This is a genomic window from Amycolatopsis sp. NPDC114505 (assembly GCF_055633615.1).
In genome coordinates this window covers 1,488,174-1,502,475 of record NZ_JBVKDV010000002.1, presented here as the reverse complement: position 1 = coordinate 1,502,475, position 14,302 = coordinate 1,488,174, and the positions used below count along the sequence as shown (strand labels likewise).

16 protein-coding genes are annotated in these 14,302 nt (G+C 72.9%); 6 read left to right on the top strand and 10 right to left on the bottom strand.

All coding sequences use genetic code 11. From position 1 onward, the window contains the following. The first annotated feature begins 28 nt into the window (after positions 1 to 28). Complete coding sequence (locus ACZ7OU_RS25005; RefSeq protein WP_470237669.1) at positions 29 to 427, top strand: DUF302 domain-containing protein; 399 nt, start codon at positions 29 to 31, stop codon at positions 425 to 427. Between the two features lie 104 nt (positions 428 to 531). Here the strand turns inward: ACZ7OU_RS25005 and ACZ7OU_RS25000 are convergent, their stop codons facing one another. Genes ACZ7OU_RS25000 through ACZ7OU_RS24990 form a run of 3 tightly spaced genes read right to left on the bottom strand, consistent with a single transcriptional unit; the run spans position 532 to position 2,473 of the window. Then, positions 532 to 1,227 (bottom strand): hypothetical protein, encoded by a 696-nt coding sequence (locus tag ACZ7OU_RS25000; protein ID WP_470237670.1) that lies wholly within the window; start codon positions 1,225 to 1,227, stop codon positions 532 to 534. Next, positions 1,224 to 2,105 carry an ABC transporter ATP-binding protein gene (locus ACZ7OU_RS24995; RefSeq protein WP_470256928.1) on the bottom strand — a complete coding sequence of 294 codons (882 nt, stop codon included), beginning with the start codon at positions 2,103 to 2,105 and terminating at the stop codon, positions 1,224 to 1,226. Before ACZ7OU_RS24995 ends, ACZ7OU_RS25000 begins: the two co-directional genes overlap by 4 nt. Next, positions 2,102 to 2,473, bottom strand: coding sequence for a GntR family transcriptional regulator (locus ACZ7OU_RS24990; RefSeq protein WP_470237672.1), 372 nt, complete (start codon positions 2,471 to 2,473; stop codon positions 2,102 to 2,104). Before ACZ7OU_RS24990 ends, ACZ7OU_RS24995 begins: the two co-directional genes overlap by 4 nt. A gap of 132 nt (positions 2,474 to 2,605) precedes the next feature. Between ACZ7OU_RS24990 and ACZ7OU_RS24985 the strand changes: the two genes are divergently transcribed. Beyond that, the gene (locus ACZ7OU_RS24985) at positions 2,606 to 3,274 is read left to right on the top strand and encodes an FG-GAP repeat domain-containing protein (RefSeq protein ID WP_470256927.1); all 669 of its coding nucleotides are present in this window, start codon (positions 2,606 to 2,608) and stop codon (positions 3,272 to 3,274) included. A gap of 74 nt (positions 3,275 to 3,348) precedes the next feature. Here ACZ7OU_RS24985 and ACZ7OU_RS24980 read toward each other — a convergent pair whose 3' ends face one another. Further along, positions 3,349 to 4,476, bottom strand: a complete 1,128-nt coding sequence (locus ACZ7OU_RS24980) for a mandelate racemase/muconate lactonizing enzyme family protein (RefSeq protein WP_470256926.1) — start codon at positions 4,474 to 4,476, stop codon at positions 3,349 to 3,351. Continuing rightward, positions 4,473 to 5,222: a creatininase family protein gene (locus ACZ7OU_RS24975; RefSeq protein ID WP_470256925.1), complete on the bottom strand. Its 750-nt coding sequence runs from the start codon at positions 5,220 to 5,222 to the stop codon at positions 4,473 to 4,475. The genes ACZ7OU_RS24980 and ACZ7OU_RS24975 overlap by 4 nt, the downstream gene beginning before the upstream one ends. A 41-nt stretch (positions 5,223 to 5,263) precedes the next feature. Between ACZ7OU_RS24975 and ACZ7OU_RS24970 the strand changes: the two genes are divergently transcribed. Next, positions 5,264 to 6,193, top strand: a complete 930-nt coding sequence (locus ACZ7OU_RS24970; protein WP_470256924.1) for an ROK family protein — start codon at positions 5,264 to 5,266, stop codon at positions 6,191 to 6,193. Between the two features lie 104 nt (positions 6,194 to 6,297). Here the strand turns inward: ACZ7OU_RS24970 and ACZ7OU_RS24965 are convergent, their stop codons facing one another. From ACZ7OU_RS24965 to ACZ7OU_RS24945, 5 genes are read right to left on the bottom strand one after another with little or no spacing between them, the layout of a single operon-like run. Next, the gene (locus ACZ7OU_RS24965) at positions 6,298 to 7,098 is read right to left on the bottom strand and encodes an ATP-binding cassette domain-containing protein (RefSeq protein ID WP_470256923.1); all 801 of its coding nucleotides are present in this window, start codon (positions 7,096 to 7,098) and stop codon (positions 6,298 to 6,300) included. Further along, complete coding sequence (locus ACZ7OU_RS24960) at positions 7,095 to 7,889, bottom strand: ATP-binding cassette domain-containing protein (protein WP_470256922.1); 795 nt, start codon at positions 7,887 to 7,889, stop codon at positions 7,095 to 7,097. The genes ACZ7OU_RS24965 and ACZ7OU_RS24960 overlap by 4 nt, the downstream gene beginning before the upstream one ends. Further along, positions 7,886 to 8,773: an ABC transporter permease gene (locus ACZ7OU_RS24955; RefSeq protein WP_470256921.1), complete on the bottom strand. Its 888-nt coding sequence runs from the start codon at positions 8,771 to 8,773 to the stop codon at positions 7,886 to 7,888. The genes ACZ7OU_RS24960 and ACZ7OU_RS24955 overlap by 4 nt, the downstream gene beginning before the upstream one ends. Continuing rightward, positions 8,770 to 9,735 carry an ABC transporter permease gene (locus tag ACZ7OU_RS24950; protein ID WP_470256920.1) on the bottom strand — a complete coding sequence of 322 codons (966 nt, stop codon included), beginning with the start codon at positions 9,733 to 9,735 and terminating at the stop codon, positions 8,770 to 8,772. The genes ACZ7OU_RS24955 and ACZ7OU_RS24950 overlap by 4 nt, the downstream gene beginning before the upstream one ends. After that, the gene (locus tag ACZ7OU_RS24945; protein ID WP_470256919.1) at positions 9,732 to 11,267 is read right to left on the bottom strand and encodes an ABC transporter substrate-binding protein; all 1,536 of its coding nucleotides are present in this window, start codon (positions 11,265 to 11,267) and stop codon (positions 9,732 to 9,734) included. Before ACZ7OU_RS24945 ends, ACZ7OU_RS24950 begins: the two co-directional genes overlap by 4 nt. A 69-nt stretch (positions 11,268 to 11,336) precedes the next feature. On the opposite strand from ACZ7OU_RS24945, the gene ACZ7OU_RS24940 reads away from it, so the two are divergent. From ACZ7OU_RS24940 to ACZ7OU_RS24930, 3 genes are all read left to right on the top strand, one after another. After that, positions 11,337 to 12,125, top strand: coding sequence for an IclR family transcriptional regulator (locus ACZ7OU_RS24940; RefSeq protein ID WP_470256918.1), 789 nt, complete (start codon positions 11,337 to 11,339; stop codon positions 12,123 to 12,125). Continuing rightward, positions 12,115 to 13,116: a serine hydrolase domain-containing protein gene (locus tag ACZ7OU_RS24935; protein WP_470256917.1), complete on the top strand. Its 1,002-nt coding sequence runs from the start codon at positions 12,115 to 12,117 to the stop codon at positions 13,114 to 13,116. Before ACZ7OU_RS24940 ends, ACZ7OU_RS24935 begins: the two co-directional genes overlap by 11 nt. A 176-nt stretch (positions 13,117 to 13,292) precedes the next feature. After that, positions 13,293 to 14,183, top strand: a complete 891-nt coding sequence (locus tag ACZ7OU_RS24930) for an SAM-dependent methyltransferase (protein ID WP_470256916.1) — start codon at positions 13,293 to 13,295, stop codon at positions 14,181 to 14,183. Positions 14,184 to 14,302: the final 119 nt, after the last annotated feature.

Here is a 14,302-nt window from a genome sequence, read left to right as displayed (position 1 = left end):
GCCCGGTTCGCCTGCCCGAGGAGGATGCGTGGACCAGCAGGGGTTGGCGACCGTCCCGAGCGCGTGGCCGGTGGACACGACCGTCGAACGGCTCGAGCAGGCCATCACGAGCGCCGGACTCGTCGTGTTCGCCCGGGTCGACCACGCGCGGAACGCCGCCGAGGTCGACCTGCCCCTGCGGCCGACGTTCCTGCTCATCTTCGGCAACCCCCGCGGCGGCACCACGCTCATGCAGGACAACCAGGTCGCCGGCATCGACCTGCCGCTGAAGTTCCTCGTCTGGGAAGACGAGCACGGCCGGACCCAGGTGACCTACAACGAGGTCGAGTGGATCGCCCGGCGGCACGGCCTGTCCCCGGGCACCGCGGACGTCGTCGCGGCGACCGCCGCCGCCGTCGAGCGGCTGGCGCACCACGCGGCGGGGTGAAATTTCAGACCGCCTACGTCAACCGCGTGCCGCGAACGGCAACGAGCCCCCACCTCGCGGCCGGGGCTCGTCAACTGCTGTGACCTGCGGAAATCAGCCGCCGGTCACGCCGTCGCGCGCCGGAGGACCAGCCACGTCGCGCCGCCCAGTGCCAGCGCGAACACCAGTGGATAGACCGTGAACAACGCCAACGACGGCTGGCCGCCGAAGAAGTCGGCGATGGCCGGCCACCAGTTCCGCTTCGCCGTCAGGACCTTGATGCCGGCGATCAGCGCGACCGCGCCGGCGAGGGCCAGGTAGATCCCGGTCTGCCGCCAGCGCTGGAACACCACGCCCGCCAGCACCCCGATCGCGGACACCGCGACCAGCGGTCCACTGTAGACAAGCCACAACGCGAACGGGTTGTGCTCACCCCAGGCCTCCAGCCCGAAGATCCGCGCCTCCCGGCCCCAGCCGCCGGTCGACCGCTCGACGACGTCGAACGCCACCATGACCAGCCCCAGGAGCAGGGCCTGGCCGAGGACGACCAGCGCGGTGGCCGCGGCGAACGTCCGGCGGGTCACGCCCAGCCCCAGCGTGAAGGGGAACACCTGCGTCATCGACTGCAGGTGCGCGGGGCCGACCACGCCCCACAGCGCCGGCAGCAGGTAGATCTCGTGCGCGCCGAGCGCGCCCACGCCGTTGGAGGCGTCGATGCCCCAGCCAAGCAGGGGCAGCACCGCCAGCATGGCCAGCGGGTAGGCGAGCAGGACCGGCCAGTGGACCAGCTGGATCCGCGCGACGTCGAGCACGCGTTTCATCGGGCTTCCTTCCCGGCGGCGACCGGGCCGCCGTGGCCTTGGGTGGTGCGGACGACCAGCTGCTGCAACGAAACCGGCTCGAAGTCCAGCCCGGGCTCGTACCGGTCGCGGGCGCCGGTGAGGGTGACGCGCAGGGCACCGCCGACCCGCTCGCGGTGCAGTTCCTCGTGGCCGGCGGCGAAGCGCTCGACGGCTTCGGCGGGCCCGGTCACCGCGACGGCCTCGCCGCGCAGCGACTCCGCGTCGGTATCGATGAGCACGCGGCCCCGGTCGAGCAGCACGACGTGTTCGATCAGGTCGCTGACCTCGTCGATCAGGTGCGTCGAGAGCACGATCGTGCGCGGGTGCTCGGCGAAGTCGGCGAGCAGCCGGTCGTAGAACAGCTGGCGCGCGACGGCGTCGAGGCCGAGGTACGGCTCGTCGAACAGCGTCAGCTCGGCCCGCGAAGCCAGCCCGATGATCACCCCGACCGCCGAGAGCTGGCCGCGTGACAGCTGGGCGATCCGCCCGCCGGCCGGGACGGCGAAGTCCGCCAGCAGCGCCGCGGCGCAGGCCTCGTCCCAGTTCGGGTAGAGCAGTCCCGCGGCCCGCAGCGCGTGCTTCACGCGGAACTTCTCCGGGTAGTGCTGGCTTTCCTTGACGAAGCAGACCCGCGCAAGCACGTCGGCGTTCTCGTACGGGTGCTGCCCGAAGACCTCCACCGTGCCGCCGGTCGCGAAGTCCTGCCCGGTGAGGATCCGCATCAGCGTGGTCTTGCCGGCGCCGTTGCGGCCCAGCAGGCCGTGGATGGTGTTTTCGGCGAGTTCGAGGCTGATGCCGTCGAGCGCGGCGAGGGGGCCGTAGCGCCTGGTCACCCCGGTCGTGCGCACCACGTTCATCGCTGCGGCTCCCAGACGTCGATCAGCTTCTTGATCTCCTCGGCGCCCAGGCCGAGCTTGCCCGCCTCCGCCATCAGCGGGGCGACGAACTGCCGCGTGAAGTCCCGGCGCCGCCGCTCGAGCAGCTGCGAGCGGGCGTCCGTGGCGACGAACATGCCGATGCCTCGTCTCTTGTAGAGGATCCCGTCGGCGACGAGCTGGTTGATGCCCTTGGCCGCGGTCGCCGGGTTGATCCGGTGGAAGGCCGCGAGCTCGTTGGTGGAGGGCACCTGCGTGTCCGCGGCCAGGCTGCCGTCGACGATCGAGTTCTCGATCTGCTCGGCGATCTGCAGGAACAGCGGGCGTCCGTCGTCCTTCACGCCGACCACCGCACGAGGCGGTTCGTCGGTTCATTACTCATGTAACCAACCATGGAGCCTCGGGCGGTCCCTGTCAAGGCCGCGTCACCGCGGCGGCACCCGTGCTCACGCGGACCCCGGACTGCGGCGGGCCGGCCCGAGTTGGGGCGTGACGCCCCGCGTGCGCTGCGGCCCTACCGGGACACCCGCGCGACGGGCGCGCGGACGCCATCGCGGTCCCGCGGCCCACGGCTTCGACCCCGCGCGGCATCTTCGTGGCGGTCGATCGTCGACTACTACGGCGTCGAACGGTTCGGGACGCCCACGCAGTGGCTGAACAACACGATCGCCGGCGACTACGGGAACCTGGCGGCGGACCTGGACGGCGAAGGGGACACCGACGTGATCGGCCTGTTCGACGTGCCCACCCTGGCCGCCCGATCGAACGGCACCGCGACGCTGCCGCTGACGGCGTGGGCCCCGCCCATCCGCGGCGGGAAGGCGACTCTGGCAGCCGACGCGACCGGGGACGGCAAGGCCGACTTCATCCTCGTCGACGCGGACGGCACGAGGGTGGTGCCGGGCACCGCGAACCGCTGGTTCGACCCTCCCGCGCAGTGGACGACGACTCCCTTCTACAGCACCAAGAAGACCCTCACCGCGGACGTCGACGCCGACGGCGACGCGGACCTGATCGCCGTCAACGACACCGACGTGCAGGTGATGCGCTCGACCGGCGCGGGCTATGCGACGCCCGAACCGTGGTACGCGGGCGCTTTCGCGGGCAAGAAGGAACCCTCACCGCCGACGTGGACGGGGACGCGGACCTGATCGCCGTCAGCGACACCGACGTCCGGGTGCTGCGCTCGCAGTAGAAAAAGCCGGGCCCGGCCGGCCACCCCCGTTCAGCCCGTCAGGTCGCCTTCGCGTTCGTTGCGTTGCGCGTAGTGGGCCAGCTTGTCCTCGTCCACCGTTACGCCCAGCCCCGGCCCGGACGGCACCCGCAGCCGGCCGGCGACCAGCTCCAGCGGCTCGACGATGTCGTCCTCGTGCAGGTAGTACATGCTGTCGATCGCCCTCGACAGCACCGGCGTGCTCGCGACGACCGCCAGGTGCGCGGCCGTCGCGATGCCGAGCTCGCCGCCGCTGTGCAGGTTCATCCCGAGGCCGAACGTCTCGCAGTGCGCGGCCAGCGCCTTCGTCGCCGCGATCCCGCCCCACTTGTAGACGTCGCCGTGGATCACGTCGACCGCGCCGAGCCGGACCGCCGGCGCGAACTCCTCGAAGCGGACCACGCACATGTTGGTGCACAACGGTATCCGCACCTTCGCGCGCACCTGGGCCATCCCCTCGATGCCGACACAGGGGTCTTCGAGGTACTCCAGGTCCAGCTCCTCCATCGCCAGCCCGGCGCGGATCGAGTCCGGCACGGACCACGCCGCGTTCGGGTCGACGCGCAGCTCCACGTCCGGCAGGGCGTTCCGCAGCTCGCGCATGATCGCGACGTCGCCGCGGACGTCGGTGGTGCCCTTGAGCTTCACCGCCGTGAACCCGCCCTGCGCGACGACCTTCGCCGCGTGCTCGGCGATCCCCTGGGCCAGCTCGCGGCCCGACGCGCCGGGGGCGTCGGCGCGCGTGACGAGCGCGGTGATCGGCACGTCGTCGCGGACCCGGCCGCCGAGCAGGTCGGTCACGGACTGCCCGGTGACGTGCCCGATCACGTCCCAGCACGCGACGTCGAGGGCGGCCAGCGCCGCGTAACCCAGGTAGCCGTGGAAGAACGGCACCATGTGGTGGCGCCGGTGGAACGCCTCGAGCGCGAACGGGCTCTGCCCCACCAGCTCCGCGCCGAGCTTGCGGACGAGCTCGGCGACCGGGCGGCCCCACATGGTCTCGCCCCAGCCGGTCACGCCGGTGTCGGTGCGCAGCCGCACCACCGTGCGGGTCTCGCCCGTCTTGGTCTCGAACGAGCTGGTGAACGGGTTGGTCAACGGCAGGTTCACGACCCAGGCGTCGACTTCGGTGATCTTCATGCCTCCCCTTCGGCGTGGGTTGCGCGGGTGGCCGCGTCGAACGCGCGGATCGCGTCGACGAGGGCGGTCACCCGGTCTTCGAGCAGGTCGGCGCCGCCTTCCGCGGTCGCCTCGGTGGCGTCGTCGGTGCTGCCGCCGGCGCGGGCCCATTCGCCGTGGCGTTCGGCGGTCAGGCCCGGGTACGGCGGCTCGGCGAACAACGGCGGTGGCGTCACGTCGGGCCGCGGCTCGCGCGGGCCGACGAGGTCCGGGTGCGCGGCGAGCATCAGCGACGTCTCGTAGTGCCCCGCGTGCCCGGGCGAGCCGCTGTGCTCGCCGAGCGAGAAGTAGGAGCACGCGCCGAGGGCGACGTCGGCGTGCAGCGCGTACTCCTTGACGGCCAGGCGCATGATCTCGTCGTTGCCGCCGTGGCCGTTGACCACGAGGACCCGCCGGAACCCGCTGGCGACCAGGGAGTCCAGGAGGTCGGCGAGCACCGCCTGCAGCGTCGCCGCGCGCAGCGACACCGCGGCGGCGAACAGGTGGTGCGGGCTGTGGCCGAACGGCAACGCGGGCAGCCGCACCGCCGCCGGGCCGCCGTCGAGACGCTCGAGCGCGCGGTCGGTGACGGCCTCGGCGAGCATCGTGTCGGTGCCCATCGGCAGGTGGCCGGCGTGCTGTTCCTGCGAGCCGATCGGCAGCACGGCGATCGCCGTCCGCGCCGCCGAGCGCACCTCCCGCCAGGTCATCCCGGTCAGTCCGGGCATCTGCTCTCCCCTCTCTCAGCCGGTCGTGGCATCGTGGCCCCATGAGCACCGGCGAACGCCCGGCCCTGCGGCTGGTCCCGGCGCCGGCCGCGACCGAGGCCGGCGGCCCGCTGCTGGGCGCCGTCGAACTGCTGCCCGGCCGGGTCCGGGCGGCGCTGGTCGAGCTGTCCGGCGCGGTCGTGTGGCGCGCGGAAGCGACGTACCCGCGTGACACGGCGGACCGGGCCGAAATCGACGCGGCGCTGGCGTCGGTCGCGAAGTTCCCCACCCGGCCGGCCGGCGTCGGGGTGGCCGCGGCCGGGCTGGTCGACGCCGCGGCGGGCGTGATCATCGAAGTCAGCGAAGTGCCCGCGCTGCACGGGTATCCGGTCGCGGACTTCCTGTCCACTGTGTCCGGTGTGCCGGTCCACGTCGAGCACCGGGCGCGGCTGCAGGTACTGGGCGACCGCTGGTTCGGCGAAGGCCGCGGCCGCACCGCGTTCGCGTCCGTGTCCACCGGCGAGGTGCTGGGCGTGGGGATCCTCTACGCGGGCGAGGTACTGGCCCCACCGGGCGGCCGCAGCGGCGCGCACATGACGGTCGCGGCGAGCGGCCGCCCCTGCACGTGCGGCGCGCGGGGCTGCTGGAAGACGGTGGCGACGACGCCGTGGCTGCGCGCCGAGGCCGCGCGACGGGGGCTGAGCGCGCAGTCGGTGCGCGAGTTGGCGGGGCACCCCCTGCTCGACGAGTACGCGGCCAACATCGCGCTCGGGCTGGTGAACATCCAGCAGCTGTTCGCCCCGGGCCTGTTCGTGCTGCACGGCGAGGCCGCGGACGGCGGCGAGCACTTCCGCTCGCGCATCGAGGAACGGCTGCGCGAGGACTCGTCGTGGGCGAGTGGCGCGGAGCCACCCCGGGTGGTGGTGAGCCCCGGCCCAGCGGACGACGTAGCGTTGCTCGGCGGCGCCGGGCTCGTGCTCTCGCGCCACTGAAGCCTTCACGCCGACACCCGCCGGCGCGCCAGCCGTGGGTTCGGCGACGCGTCCCAAGAAATCGCCGGCCGCGCCGGGCTCCAGCTCCGCCACCACCGCCCCACTCACGCCGACACCCGCCGGCGCGCCAGCCGCGGGTCCGGGTTCGGGACCGCGTCCAGCAAACTGCGCGTGTACTCGTGCGACGGCGCCCGGAACAGCTCCCCCGCCGGCGCCAGCTCGACGATCTTCCCCGCGCGCATCACCGCGACCCGGTCCGCGATCTGCTGCACCACCGCGAGGTTGTGCGACACGAACACGTACGTCAGGTCCAGCCGCTTCTGCAGGCCCGCCAGCAGGTCCAAAACCTGGGCCTGCACCGACACGTCCAGCGCGCTGGTCGGCTCGTCGAGCACCACCAGCCGCGGCTCCAGCGCCAGCGCCCGCGCGATCGAAATGCGCTGGCGCTGCCCACCCGAAAACTCGTGCGGGTAGCGGTCCTGCACCTGCGGCGGCAACCCCACCGCGTCCAGCAGTTCCGCGACGCGGTCGCGTACCCGAGCCCGTCCCCGGCGGCCACGCAACGCCGCGTCGTGGGTCACCAGGGGCTCGGCCACGATCTCCGTCACGCGCAGGCGCGGGTTCATGCTCGAATACGGGTCCTGCAGCACCACCTGCATCTCCCGCCGCACCTTCCGCAGCCGGCGCGGCGGCAGGGCCGACAGGTCCTCGCCGTCGAAGCGGACCGTGCCCGCCGTCGGTTCGGCCAGCCGCAGCAGCAGGCGGGTCAGGGTCGTCTTGCCGCTGCCGGACTCCCCCACCACGGCCAGGGTTTCGCCCGCGACGACGTCGAGGTCGACACCGTCCACAGCGGACAGTGCGCCGTAGTCCTTGCGCAGCCCGCGGATCTCGACCAGGTTCGTCATGCCCGCTCCAGCTTCGGTGTCGCACGCAGCAGTTCGCGCGTGTAGTCCTCGCGCGGTGCCTCGAACAGCGGCACCACGTCCCCGGTCTCCACGACCCGCCCGTCGTTCATGACCACGACCCGGTCGGCGACTTCGGCGACGACACCGAGGTCGTGCGTGATGAGCAGGATCGCCATGCCGTGCCGCCGCTGCAGGTCCACCAGCAGCTCGAGGATCTGGGCCTGCACGGTGACGTCCAGCGCCGTCGTCGGCTCGTCGGCGATGAGCACCCGCGGCCGGCCGACCAGCGCCATCGCGATCATCACGCGCTGGCGCAGTCCGCCGGAAAGCTGGTGCGGGTACTGGGAAGCCCGCCGCTCGGGGTCCGGGATCCCGGCTTCCGCCAGCGCGGCGACGGCGGCTGCGCGCGCGGAAGCCCGCGACGCGCCCCGGTGCTTCCGGACGACCTCGGCGACCTGGGCCCCGACGCGCTTCACCGGGTTCAGGCTCGTCATCGGGTCCTGGAACACCATGGCGACGTCGTTCCCGCGGATCTTGCGCAGCTCCTTTTCGGGCAGCCGCAGGACATCGCGGCCGTCCAGGAGCACCGAGCCGCCCGCGTAGACGCACGGCGGCTCGGGGTTGATCCGCAGGACCGACAGCGCCGTCGCCGTCTTGCCGCTGCCGGACTCCCCCACCAGTGCCAGGGTCTCGCCTTCGGCCACCGACAGGCTCACGCCGTCGACGGCGGTGACCGCGCCGGTGTCCACGTGGAACTCGACGCGCAGGTCGGTGATCTCCAGCAGGCTCATGAGCGGTACGCCTTCGGGTCCGCGACGTCGCGCAGCACGTCGCCGGTGATGTTGACGGACAGCGCGGTGAGCATCAGCGCGATCCCGGGGAACACGGCCACCCACCACGACGTGCCGAGGTACAGCTGGCCGTCGGCGAGCATGCCGCCCCAGGTCACGGTCTGCTTCGGCACGCCGAGGCCGAGGTAGCTCAGGGACGCCTCCGCCACGATCGCCGCGGCGACGTGCAGGGTGCCGATGGTCGCCAGCGGCGCCAGCACGTTGGGCAGCAGGTGGCGTCGCATGATCGTGAGGTCGGTGACGCCGATCGCGCGTGCTTCGGTGACGAACTCCCTGGTGCGCAACGAAAGCACCTCGGCGCGGATCACGCGGGCGTAGGACACCCAGCCGGTGAAGCCGAGCACGAGGACGACGTACCAGAGGCCGGAGCCGAGGAACCCGACGATGGCCAGCGCGAGCAGGATCGACGGGAACGCGAGCTGGATGTCGGCCAGCCGCATGAGGATCCGGTCGAACCAGCCGCCGAGGAACCCGGCGACCAGGCCGATCGCCGCGCCGACGATCCCGGCGAGCAAGGCCGCGCAGGCGCCGACGAGCAGCGATACGCGGGCGCCGTAGCAGAGCCGGGACAGGATGTCGCGGCCCAGCTGGTCGGTGCCGAGCAGGTGCGAGGCGTCGCCGCCGGCGGCCCACGCGGGCGGGTGCAGCCGCACCAGCAGGTCCTGCGCGCCCGGGTCGTAGGGCGCGATCAGCGGCGCGAACAGGGCGACGAGCACCATGAGCGTGAGCACGGCGAGCGCGACGACGCCGAGCTTGCTGCGCAGCACAGCCCGCACCGCGTTCGGGCGGGCGGCCCGGGCCGCCGGGACGGCGATGGCGGTCATGCGGTCACCCTCACCCTCGGGTCGAGCAGCGTGTAGGAAAGGTCCACCAGCAGGTTCACCACGACGAAGGTGGCGGCGAAGAACAGCACCGCGGCCTGGACGAGCGGGAAGTCGCGGTTCTGGATGGCCTCGACGGTCAGCCGGCCGAGGCCGGGCCACGAGAACACCTGCTCGGTGAGGATCGCCCCGCCGAGCAGCGAGCCGACCTCCAGCCCGACTACCGTGACCACCGGCAGCGCGGCGTTGCGCAGACCGTGCGCGAACACGACACCGCCGGTGCCCAGGCCTTTCGCGCGGGCGGTGCGGATGTAGTCGGCGCCGAGCACGTCGATCAGCGACGTCCGCAGCAGCCGCGCGATCACCGCGACCGAGTACACGGCCAGGGTCACCGCGGGCAGCACCAGGTGCTCGAAGCCGCCATAGCCGGAGGCGGGCAGCACCTGCAGCCGGACGGCGAAGACGAGGACCAGCAGGATCCCGACCCAGAACGCCGGCGTCGACTGGCCGACGAGGACGCCGGTCATGACGCCGGTGTCGCCCGCGCGGCCCCGGCGCAGCGCGGCGAACGTGCCGGCCGGGATCGCGACCAGCAGGGCCAGCAACAGGGCCGCGCCGGCCAGCTCCAGCGTCGCCGGGACGCGGGCGAGCAGCACGTCGGCGACCGGCTGGTCGTAGACGAGCGACGTGCCCAGGCGCAGCCGCGGCAGGCCGCCGAGGTAGTCGAGGTACTGGGTGAGCAGCGGCCGGTCGAGCCCGAGGCTCGCGCGCAGCGTGGCCTCCTGGGCGGCGGTGGCGTCCGGCGGCAGGATCAGCTTCACCGGGTCGCCGGAGAGGCGGACCAGGAAGAACGCCGCGGTGGCCACGAAGAACAGCACGACGACGGCGGTCAGCACCTTGGTGACGACCGTGCGCAGCACGCCGGTGCCGGCCGCCGGGCGGCGGGTAAGGGCGACGGTGGTCACGAGGCCACCTCCGCCTTCGCCATGTTCAGCACGCCGACCACACCCGGTGTCCACTGTGGACGCGTGTTGACCGCGCAGACGCTGTCGATCTGGTAGAGGAACACGAACGGCGCCTCCTGCTTGAGAAGCTGCTGCAGACCGGTGAAGGCCCGCTGCCGGTCGGCGGGCACGAGCGACTGCTCTTCGGCGTCGACCAGGCGGTCGGCTTCGGCGTTCTGCCACCGGCTTTGGCGCCGGTCGTGGCGGACGTTGGACTGCACGAGGCTTTCGGCGTCGAGCGTCCAGCCGGTGCTGGCGGCCAGGTAGATCGGGCCGAGCGCGCCGCGGTTGCTGGAGGTGAGCCGGCTGCTGTACGTGCCCGCGTCGACCAGGTCCACGCGGGCCCGGACGCCGACGCGGGCGAGCAGGCCGGAGATCGCCTCGGCGAGGTTGCCGTCGGCGGTCTGCGCGGTGAGCGAAGTGTCGAAGCCGTCCGGGAAACCGGCCTCGGCGAGCAGCTGCTTCGCCAGGCCGACGTCCCGGGTGAACGGCGCGATCGACGGGTCGAAGCCGAACGACTCGCGCGGGAACATCGTCGGCACCTCGCGGGCCTTGCCGTCGAGCACCGCCTTGATGAGCAGCGGCACGTCGACGGCGTGGTTGAGCGCCCGGCGGACGCGCACGTCGCGCAGCGGGCCGCTGGTGGTGTCGAGGGACAGGTACGACGTGCGGATGCCGGGGAAGTTCCGGATGGCGACGCCCTTGTAGCCCTTCAGCTGCAGGGCGGCGTCCGGGGTCAGGTTGGCGACGATGTCGACCTCGTCGCTCTGCAGGGAGGCCAGCGCCGACGACGGGTCGGCCATCGGGAGGAACACCAGCTCGTCGTAGGCCGGCTTGCCGCCCCAGTACGCGGGGTTCGCGCGCATCCGCAGCTGGTGGTCGCGCTGGAACTCGACGAAGGTGAACGGGCCGGTGCCGACCGGGTGCTTCGCGAACCCGGCGTTGCCGACCTGCTTGAGGTAGCCGGGCGGCACGGCGACGCCGCCGAACAGCGACACCTTCGCCGGGATGATCGGGTCGGGCTGGGCGCACCGCAGGTCCACGGTGAGCGCGTCGACCGCGACGGCCCGCTTGACGTAGCGCAGCTCGACGATCGGCGACTTCGTCGCGGGGTCCAGCAGGCGGTTGATGCTGAAGGCGACGGCGTTGGCGTCGCACGGCTCGCCGTTGTGGAACTTGACGCCGGGACGCAGCTTGAAACGCCAGGTGAGCGGATCGGGCGAGGACCATTCGAGGGCGAGACCGGGCGCGAGCCGGTTGTCCGGCCCGCGGGTGGTGAGCGTGTCGAACATGTTGGTCAGCACGTTCATCGAGGTCATGTCGCCCTGCTTCTGCGGGTCGAGCGTCTTGGGGTCCGACGTCTGCGCGACCCGCAGCACACCGCTGGTGGCGCCGGCGGCGGTTCCGCACGCGGACAGCAGTCCCGGCAGGGCCAGCGCGGGGAGCGCGAGCCCGCCGAGCCTCAGAGCGTCGCGGCGCGACACTGGGGACACGGCGCCTCCTTTCCGTCTTACGGAAGAGCGTTCCGTCAGATGGAACGCGATTGCGCTAAGCTAGGCGCCGTGAACAACGCTGTCAACGCTTCCCCCGGCTCGCGGGGCGCGGTCGAGAAGGCCCTGGAGGTGCTCGCGACGCTCGCGGGCCCCGGCGGGCCACACCGGCTGGCCGACCTGGCGCAGGCCTGTGACCTGCCGAAACCGACCGTGCACCGGATGCTGCAGACGTTCACCGAGGCCGGGTACGCCGTCGGCGCGGGCAGCGGGCACTACGCCGTGGGGCCGCGGCTGCTGGGGCTCTCGGCGGCCTCGCTCGCCGGCCTGAAACCGGCCCGGCCGGTGCTGGCGGACCTGCAACGGCGGACCGGCCACACGGTGCACTACGCGGTGCGCCACGGCGATCGGGCGGTCTACGTCGAGAAACTCGAGCCGGAGCAGGCGTACCAGCTCAACACCCGGCCGGGCGGCGAGGTGCCGCTGTACTGCACGGCGGTCGGCCGCGCGATCCTCTCGCGCCTGCCCGAGACCGAGCTGGCCGCGGTGCTCGGCGCCCCGCTCGCGGCGCGCACGGCGAAGACGGTGACCGACCCGGCGTCGCTGCGGGCCGAGCTGGCCACCGCGGGCAGCGCGGGGTACGTGGTCGACGATGAGCAGTTCGAGGCGCACGTGCGCTGCCTGGGCGCCCCGGTGCTGGACGCCGGCGGCGCGGTGCTGGGCGCGGTGAGCGTGTCCGGGCTGACGTTCACGCTGCAGCCGTCGAGCTACGACGTGCTGGGCCCCCTGGTGGCGGAGGCGGCGAACCGGCTCTCGGCGGTCCTCGCCGGGACGGCTTTGCGAGCGGTCGATGCTCGCTGAGCTGCTGGCCCGCGCACGGGACGCGCGGGTCTTCTCGGCGGCGGCGTGGTCGGTCGGCACGGCGGACGGCGTGCTCGACGAGGGCGTGCTGGGCACGCGCTGGCGGGACGGGCCGCCGGTCACCGACGCGAGCCGCTGGGACCTGGCGTCGGTGACCAAGCCGGTGGTCGGCCTGGCGGTGGCGGCACTGGCCGAACGCGGCGCACTGTCCCTGGACGACCCCCTGTCCCGTCACCTGCCGTCGTACCGCGGGACCGACAAGGCGTCGATCACCGTGCGGCAGCTGCTGACCCACACGTCGGGCCTGCCCGGCGGAACGCCGTTGTGGCGCACGTTCCCGACGCGGACGGCGTTGCTGGAAGCGATCCGGACGACCCCGCTGCCGGCCCCGCCCGGCAGCCGGGTGGAGTATTCGTCGCAGGGGTTCATCCTGCTGGGCCTGATCGCCTCGGCGGCGTCGGGACAGCCGCTGGATCGTCTGGTCAGGGACCTGGTGACGGGACCGGCGGGCATGCCGGGCACGACGTTCGGCCCGGTGGCCGACGCGGTGGCGACGGAGGACTGCCCGTGGCGCGGCCGGGTCGTGACCGGCGAAGTCCACGACGAGAACGCGGTGGTCCTGGGCGGCATCTGCGGCCACGCGGGGTTGTTCGCGCCCCTGGCGGACGTGGCAAGCCTGGGCCGGACCCTGGCGGCGGGCGCGTCCCCGCTGCTGAAGCCGGAGACGCACGCGGAGATGATCGCGTGCCACACACGCGGGTTGCGCCGCGGCCTGGCGTGGCAGGGCCTGGACGTCCCGGGCTCGCCGGTCGGCACGGCGTTGCGGCCGGATTCGTACGGCCACACGGGTTTCACGGGCACGAGCCTGTGGGTGGAGCCCGGTCGGCGCCGGTACTACGTGCTGTTGACGAACCGGGTGCACCCGAGCCGGACCCAGGACGTATCGGCAGTCCGCCAGGCGTTCCACGACACCGCGGCGCGCCTCGGGTAGGCGAACTCGCGGCTTTCGCCCGCGGTCCGGGCAGCCAGGCGCACGCGTGCCGGCCGCCGCACGCCGCCGATGACCCGCCCGCGCCGCAGCCGGGCGTCGGCGCCGTGATCCAACCAGGATCCAAGGCGGCCCCGCGATACTCGCCGTCACGTGCAGCGTGATCATGGGGAGCCGCTATGACTCAGACCAAGTTCGATGTGCCCGCGAGCGTCGGGCTGACCGCCTTCGCGGCCTGCTCGGCGCGGGCCGTCGAGGGCAGCCGGCCGGATCGGTTGATGGAAGACCCGTTCGCCGCCGGCTTCATCCACGGTGCGAAGCTCGACACCGGGCTTCCGCTGACCGTCGACGAGGTCGAGCGCGAGTCGATGCTCTCGTCGCGGTTCGCCGGTGTGCGGACGCGGGTGTTCGACGACTTCCTCCGCCAGGCCGCCGGCGATGGTGCCGACCAGGTCGTGATCCTCGCCGCGGGCCTCGACGCGCGGGCGTTCCGGATGCCGTGGACCGCCGGGATCGACGTCTACGAGGTCGACCACCCGGACGTCCTCGACTTCAAGGACGCCGTGCTCGGCGACATCGGTGCCGAGCCGCCGTGCCGGCGGCACGTGGTCCGGGCCGATCTGGCCGGGGACTGGGGTGCGGTGCTCGACGCCGCGGGGTTCGATTCGCGGCGCAAGACCGCGTGGATGGCCGAAGGCCTGCTGCCCTACCTGGGTGCCAGGGAAGAGGGCGACCTGCTGCGGACCCTCGGCGCCCGGTCGCTGCCGGGCAGCCGCGTGTGCCTCGAGTACATGCCGCCGGACGTCGTCGCGACCTTCCGCGACCACCCGCGGCTGGAGGTCACGAGCGACACCCTCGGCGTGCCCATCCGGGAGATGTGGAACGCCGAACCGCGCGAGGACACCGCCGGCCTGCTGGACGGGCTCGGCTGGCGCGTCGGGTTCCGGTCGCTCGGCGACTGCGCGCGTGCGCTGGGCACGCCGCTGGGCGACGAGTTCGCGACCCCCGGCGACGACTTCACCGACAGCATGGCGCGCTGCGGCTACCTGACCGGTGAACTGACCCGCTGATCCGGACGCGGAAGTGGGGGGGGAGGGGGGGAAAGGAGCAGGTCCCCCCCTCCCCCCCCTTCCCCACCCAGCCTCTCCCCCCTGTAAGGGGCCCACCCAAAAAAAAACGCCCTCCCCTT